This window comes from Peribacillus sp. NPDC097225, from assembly GCF_044761955.1.
Lineage (GTDB): Bacteria > Bacillota > Bacilli > Bacillales > DSM-1321 > Peribacillus.
Genome location: NZ_JBIWDJ010000002.1, coordinates 843,947 through 850,293 on the forward strand (window position 1 = coordinate 843,947; position 6,347 = coordinate 850,293).

The 6,347-nt window shown below is 40.5% G+C and carries 8 protein-coding genes; 2 read left to right on the forward strand and 6 right to left on the reverse strand.

Annotation, left to right across the window (positions count from 1 at the left end):
- Window positions 1–20: 20 nt before the first annotated feature.
- From dapD to ACIQXH_RS09985, 6 genes are all read right to left on the reverse strand, one after another.
- The gene (dapD, locus tag ACIQXH_RS09960) at window positions 21–731 is read right to left on the reverse strand and encodes a 2,3,4,5-tetrahydropyridine-2,6-dicarboxylate N-acetyltransferase (RefSeq protein WP_402868035.1); all 711 of its coding nucleotides are present in this window, start codon (window positions 729–731) and stop codon (window positions 21–23) included.
- Window positions 732–858: 127 nt separating this feature from the next.
- Window positions 859–1,743: a transcriptional regulator CcpC gene (locus tag ACIQXH_RS09965; protein ID WP_402868033.1), complete on the reverse strand. Its 885-nt coding sequence runs from the start codon at window positions 1,741–1,743 to the stop codon at window positions 859–861.
- A gap of 314 nt (window positions 1,744–2,057) precedes the next feature.
- Window positions 2,058–3,602 carry an MDR family MFS transporter gene (locus ACIQXH_RS09970; protein WP_402868559.1) on the reverse strand — a complete coding sequence of 515 codons (1,545 nt, stop codon included), beginning with the start codon at window positions 3,600–3,602 and terminating at the stop codon, window positions 2,058–2,060.
- A 91-nt stretch (window positions 3,603–3,693) separates the two neighbouring features.
- Window positions 3,694–4,134, reverse strand: a complete 441-nt coding sequence (gene cbpB, locus ACIQXH_RS09975) for a cyclic-di-AMP-binding protein CbpB (protein WP_402868031.1) — start codon at window positions 4,132–4,134, stop codon at window positions 3,694–3,696.
- Window positions 4,135–4,258: 124 nt separating this feature from the next.
- A complete protein-coding gene (locus ACIQXH_RS09980) occupies window positions 4,259–4,405 on the reverse strand; it encodes a hypothetical protein (protein ID WP_402868029.1) in 147 nt (48 codons plus the stop codon).
- 131 nt (window positions 4,406–4,536) lie between these two features.
- On the reverse strand, window positions 4,537–4,776 hold the full coding sequence (locus ACIQXH_RS09985) for a YkuJ family protein (RefSeq protein WP_402868027.1): 240 nt from the start codon (window positions 4,774–4,776) through the stop codon (window positions 4,537–4,539).
- A gap of 183 nt (window positions 4,777–4,959) precedes the next feature.
- Between ACIQXH_RS09985 and ACIQXH_RS09990 the strand changes: the two genes are divergently transcribed.
- Together ACIQXH_RS09990 and ACIQXH_RS09995 are read left to right on the forward strand one after the other, a co-directional pair.
- On the forward strand, window positions 4,960–5,937 hold the full coding sequence (locus tag ACIQXH_RS09990) for an MBL fold metallo-hydrolase (protein ID WP_402987720.1): 978 nt from the start codon (window positions 4,960–4,962) through the stop codon (window positions 5,935–5,937).
- A 53-nt stretch (window positions 5,938–5,990) separates the two neighbouring features.
- Window positions 5,991–6,224 (forward strand): glutaredoxin family protein, encoded by a 234-nt coding sequence (locus ACIQXH_RS09995; protein ID WP_402868022.1) that lies wholly within the window; start codon window positions 5,991–5,993, stop codon window positions 6,222–6,224.
- Window positions 6,225–6,347 lie beyond the last annotated feature (123 nt).

Consider the following 6,347-nt stretch of genomic DNA (forward strand, 5'->3'; position numbering starts at 1 on the left):
GAACATATTTCAGGTTGGAATTAAAGTTGACGAAGCTCTTGCATGATTTCAGTTTTTGATTTTGTTTTTTCATCTATTTGTTTAATGACTTTAGCCGGTATACCAGCAGCCACTGAGTATGGAGGGACATCTTTCGTGACGATGGCTCCTGCCGCCACAACTGAACCTTTCCCGATTGTAACGCCTTCCAGAACGACTGCGTTAGCACCAATTAACACATCATCTTCCAACACGACAGGTTTTGCTGAAGGTGGCTCAATGACACCAGCAAGGACAGCTCCAGCCCCCACATGACAGTTTTTGCCCACTGTTGCACGTCCTCCAAGAGTTGCATTCATGTCGATCATTGTACCTTCACCAATAACAGAACCGATATTGATTGATGCTCCCATCATGATAACCGCATTGTCACCAATTGAAACTTGGTCACGAATCACTGCACCTGGCTCGATGCGGGCCTTGATGCCTTTTAAATCTAATAGTGGTATAGCAGAATTGCGACGATCATTTTCAATCACATAATCTTCAATCTTCGATCCAGCTGTTTCGATAGCCGTTTCAATTTCAGACCACTCACCGAATACAACGCCGGTGTTGCCTGTAATGAAAGTTTTAGCAGCAGGGCCAAAATCTACGCCATCTAATTCACCTTTGACATATACCTTTACTGGTGTTGACTTTTTACTATTGGAGATAAAAGAAATAATTTCATTTGCATCCATTTTGTTCATGCTCGGTAAAACCTCCTAATTATGTATCGTTACTCGTTTTAAATTTAACAGACAACAGCTTACAAGACAAGGAATGAATATCTTTTTATAAATGGTTTTTACTAGCGTGACACCATCTTTCGAAGACTCACAACATGCCTTGATCACGTATATGTTCTTTGACCACTTCCGTGAAGGCTTGTACCTGTTTAAGCTGAAAAGCAGATTCATATCCACAAAGCCATGTATCCCGTTCGATTGAATGGTTTTGTCCATCCAAGAGGGGAATCTTAAAGATATTCGTGTCTTTATCATGTAAAGTGATGGCAGGTAGGATCGCATAGCCAATTCCATTGAATACCATTTGCTTACATGTTTCAATTTGATCGACGACTATCGTATTTTTAGGGGTGGTCTTGAATTGACGATGCCACCAATCCTGTATTTCCTGATAATAATTCGAATCACTTTTAAACTGGATAAAAGGGCGATCCGTTTCGAATACCTGGTCCAGTTCCTTCATCTCTGTGTCCACCAGGTAAAGCATATCCGTAAACAAATGCTGTTTTACGCCTTTCCAATCTGGTGCCCCGCGGATGATGCCGATATGTACCTGCCCCTCATATAAGGACTTTAAAATTTCACTGCTCCAGCCAGTGATTAAAGAAATTTTGGCATAGGGATATTTTTGTACGAACTTTTTCAAAACTTGTGGTAACCAGTTCTGTCCGACTATTGAAGCACAAGCAATTTTCAAGGTACCATATACTTCATGATCCATTGCCTGGATACTTTCCCTCACCGTTTCTTCCTTGGCCAATATATCATTAGCCAATCGAATGACCGCTTCACCAGCAGGTGTCAAGGAAAGCCCTTTTTGCGAACGCAGGAACAACTTTGATCCCCAATCCTTCTCTATTGTTTGCAGACGTTGTGAAAGCGCAGGCTGGGAAACGAATAAACGCTCCGCAGCTTTCCTCATATTCATCTCCTGGGCCAAAACGGATAATAAATGATATTCTGAAAAAGACATACACACCAACCTCTTGATAATTAATTCTTATCACATTGATTCATTTTATATAAATTTAATTATCAACAAAGATCACCTATATTACAAGAGAAAAGAAATGGAATGATACTCATGAAGATGTTTTATTGCTCATCATCGGGTTTGCGGCGTCTAGAGTGCCATGATCTAAATTCTCGAAAGAACCCCCCCCACCCAACAGTTCAAATTTATTTTACATGGCCAACGCCTCATTGATTCATCTTGGCACTCGTGTAGGCAAGATTTGAGCATCCAAAAAAGAGGCAACCCATGTGTAGATTGCCTCTTCTTTCTAACTATTCAGTTCGCTTTTCCCTTTTCTTTAGTCTTGTCAGAGTCACTAGACTGATAACGGCAAAAAGTAGGACGATAAGATAAATGGTGTGCAGGGACGTCGTAAGTCCTTCCTGTAATACCTCTACTACATCTTTAGGCAGCATAGCACGCTCTTCACTATCCAATAATTTATTGGCTGTGTCGATCGTCACTTTTGAATCAACTGCTGCATGTTCATTCAAATAGGCTTGCAGCCTTGTATTCATGACTCCCCCGAGTAAAGCGGCTCCCACAGTATTCCCAAGATTCCGCATGAACATATTCGAGGCAGTTGCAATCCCCCGGCGTTCCCAACTGACCGTCTTTTGTATGACGACGATGAAAGATGTCGATGTCAAACCCATCCCCACCCCAACAAAGAAAGATCCCATTGCTGCAATAAGTGGACCAGCTTCTGGCTTCATCAAAACTAAAATCGCGCTTCCAAGAATCAAAGAAACCCCACCAAGGAGTGATGTAGCCTTAAACCCTATTTTTAACAAGAGTCTACCAGCAAAAACCGAAGCAATTGGCCAACCAATGGACATGGCAGTCAGTGTAAAACCTGCAACTGTCGGTGAGCGTTCCATTACCCCTTGAACAAACGTTGGAAGGAAACTCGACAATCCAATCATCATCACCCCTGTTGTCAGCGAAACAAGGTTTGCTATTAAAATTGAGCGCTCTTTCCATATTTCAAATGGCATCATCGGCTCGGAAGCCCTTTTTTCCTGAACGATGAATAAAACAAACGAAACGACGGCAATTCCAACAAGTGAAATGGCTGGAGTAGAAGCCCAGGACCATTTTACTCCACCTTGGACAAGGACCACCATCAAGGTGGATATCGATAAAGTCAGCAACGCCGCCCCTATATAGTCAATATCACGTTTTTTCTTTTCAATATTTTCATGAAGGAACATCCAGATTCCAACAAATGATAGTAAACCCAAGGGAATGTTGATCCAGAATACAAGTCTCCAAGAAAGAGACTCGACAATCAACCCGCCCAATGCCGGTCCCATGACAGCAGAAATACCCCATACGCTTGAGAGGTATCCTTGGATGCGGGCCCTCTCTTCATTCTTATAAATGTCCCCGACAATGGTTGAGGCTACTGGAGCGACCGCCCCGGCACCAAACCCCTGCAGAAATCGATAAAATATGAGCTCCGTCATCGAGTCAGCAAAGCCACATAGAACCGAACCAATCAGGAAGACGATAATGCCAAATAAAAGAACAGGCTTTCGACCGACTATGTCGGATAACTTTCCATATATCAAGACCGTCACGGCATTCATAAGTAAATAGCCGGAAAAAACCCAGCTATATAATGAAAAGCCACCCAGGTCACTGACAATGGCAGGCATGGCCGTCGACACAATGGTACCTTCAATTGCATTCATGAACATCGCCATCATGATCGCCGCAAGGATGAATGGCCGCTTTAATTTTAAGTTTTGACCGTTCGAAGTATTTATTGCTTGTACCAAGTTACGCATCCTCTCAACTAATATGATATCTATGGTTAACCCATTTTTAGTGATTTATGTAGAATAAGAAAACTCGCCACTTGGCGAGTCTGAGGTAAACTGTTCATTTACTATGGATATTTCCTCATTCAGGCAACAATTGTTCTTTAAAGACTTTCTTCAAAATCGCCCTTCTCGTAAGAATGCCTTCAAATAGATGTTCGTCATTCTCAACACAGACAAATGGATGATCAATTAACATTTCTACCCCTTTTATCAATGGATCGTCTATATTCAGACGAGGTATATCTATATTCATAATTTCGGAAACTTTTTTATTCTCCAGATTATCAAATTCAATTCTCTCAAGTCCCAAGATAGAGTCGAGAATGACTGGTGTGCTGATTAAGCCATGCAGTTTGTACATTGGATCTAACACAGGAATGGCCGTATAACCGCTCTTCGTTAATACCAATAGCGCATGTTCTAAATTATTGGTTACCTGCACGTGGGCCACGCGTTCAGAAGAAATCATTAAGTCTTTCACGCTGGATTCCAATAAATCCCCATCATGAGTACCGATCATGTTAAAACCCCTTACCATATGTTTTTATATATATATCCCTTATTCTAGTTTAACATAAACACGCAGAAAAGGCCCAATCAAACACCCCTTCAATTCCAAAAAAAGGGACCTTTTAAAAGGTCGATTACCCCTTGCTTGTTTTGATATCACCTTTTTCATAACCACATTCAGGGCATCGATAAATAACATTTTGATTGGACTGGGCGGTTAAAACATCCTCTAATATCCTCTCATCGGAACAAACAGGGCATATCGCTTTTGGTTTTTTCATCTTCATCCCTCCTCTTTATAATGTGTCATAAAGTCATTGTATTCATTCAAACCACCTGGCTCCCTAAATCACACTAATAAACAAAATAAAAAAGCTGCTTTCCTAATGGAATGCAGCTTTTACAAATTAAATTAAGATTGAAGAAGATCAAAGATTTCAATGGTAATCATATCAACATTATCGAATTGATATTTTGATGATTTCCCTTTATCACTGTATACTTCAAGCTCGAACATTTCTGTTTTGCTGAAATATGTAACCTGGCATTTTTTCACACCATCTATTTCAAAAAAACGCTGAGCAGATTCAGATTCCTTTGCTTGCTCTTGAAGACTTTTCAATCTGGTAAGAATGCCCTGTAATTGAGACATACTCCCTCTCCTTTCTGAATAAAACCTTTTCGATAGGTTTCACTATACCATACTTTTCTATACAGTAGCCACGCTGAAATAAATTCAGAATAATTAAAACCTTCATTCTTTACATGCTACTATTATCAGAATAAAATAAGGAATGAATTTTGTACACAAAAAATTTTCCGGAGGTGCATTTTATTGGTTAAGGTTAGTGATCTCGGTTATCGTGTTTCTCTCATTGACGGTTTTGATCTAGGTAGGGAGAACCGAACTGGTACGTATGTAATGGCCGATAGGGTCATTACTTTAGTTGAGACATCCGCCAGCCCCTCCATCCCTCATGTACTCAAGGGGTTGCAAGCGCTGGGGATAGCTTTAGAAGACATTACATATATCATTCTAACCCATATTCATTTGGACCATGCAGGGGGGGTTGGCCTTTTTTTACAGCATTGCCCGAACGCAAAAGTGGTTGTCCATCCAAAAGGTGCGCGCCATCTTGAAGATCCAACGCGATTGGTTGCAGGGGCAAAAGAGGTCTACGGTGCGGATTTCGACAAACTTTTCAACCCCATCCTTCCAGTTCCGCACGAAAAAATCATTATTAAGGGAAACAAGGAATCCCTTGAAACGAGCGACAACTGTACCTTGACCTTTTATGATACCCCAGGCCACGCAAACCACCATCTCAGCATATACGATTCAGTTTCAAAAGGTATGTTTTCCGGTGATACGGTCGGTGTGTACTATCGTGAACTTGAACCAGATGGCATCGAATTATATTTACCTTCTACATCACCTAATCAATTTAATCCCATAGCGATGCTTGCCGCAGCGGATTTGTATGAAAGTTTGGATGTGAATCGGATATATTTTGGCCATTACGGCGTTTCGGATAATCCAACGGAAGTATATAAACAATTGCGCTACTGGTTGCCCATTTTCGTTCAAACAGCTGAAACTGCCTTCAACGAATACAAGACGTTCAAGGAACAAGTAGATGCAACTATAGAAATGATTTTCGATAAAGTCACCACCCACCTTGCATCAATGGGCATAACGGGGGACCATCCCGTGTTCGAAATTATTAGGATGGACCTGGAAGTCTGTTCCATGGGGTTAATCGACTATTTGGTCAAACGTGATAACCCAGGATATAATCCTATCCAAAAGTAATGCCATTCTTTATAATGAATAAGAACTCAATTAAAGATTATTTGGAGGAAATCATGAAAGACATTACCCTATATACACAACCCGAATGCCCTCCCTGCAAGATAACGAAATTGTTTCTGGATGATAACAATATCGAATATAAGGAAAAAGATATTAAAGCAGATGGGCATGCCCGCAAAGAATTGACTAATAAATATGGATCATATTCCACACCTACAGTAGTCATCGATGGAAAAGCCATCATTGGTTTTAATATCGATGCCATTGAAAAGGAATTGAATCTTTAATTTTAAAAAAGTCTAAAGAAGATCATCTTAAAATGTACCCTATAGAGTAGACACTTTAAAAAAGTCTCTCTATAGGGTACTTTTATTTGTATAAAGAAAAGATAGGATTGGAGATACATCACA

Coding starts and splice junctions, on each gene's coding strand:
- ACIQXH_RS09980 (WP_402868029.1), bottom strand. CDS start 4,405: ATGAAAAAACCAAAAGCGATATGCCCTGTTTGTTCCGATGAGAGGATA.
- ACIQXH_RS09995 (WP_402868022.1), top strand. CDS start 5,991: ATGAAAGACATTACCCTATATACACAACCCGAATGCCCTCCCTGCAAG.
- ACIQXH_RS09965 (WP_402868033.1), bottom strand. CDS start 1,743: ATGTCTTTTTCAGAATATCATTTATTATCCGTTTTGGCCCAGGAGATG.
- ACIQXH_RS09985 (WP_402868027.1), bottom strand. CDS start 4,776: ATGTCTCAATTACAGGGCATTCTTACCAGATTGAAAAGTCTTCAAGAG.
- cbpB (WP_402868031.1), bottom strand. CDS start 4,134: ATGATCGGTACTCATGATGGGGATTTATTGGAATCCAGCGTGAAAGAC.
- dapD (WP_402868035.1), bottom strand. CDS start 731: ATGAACAAAATGGATGCAAATGAAATTATTTCTTTTATCTCCAATAGT.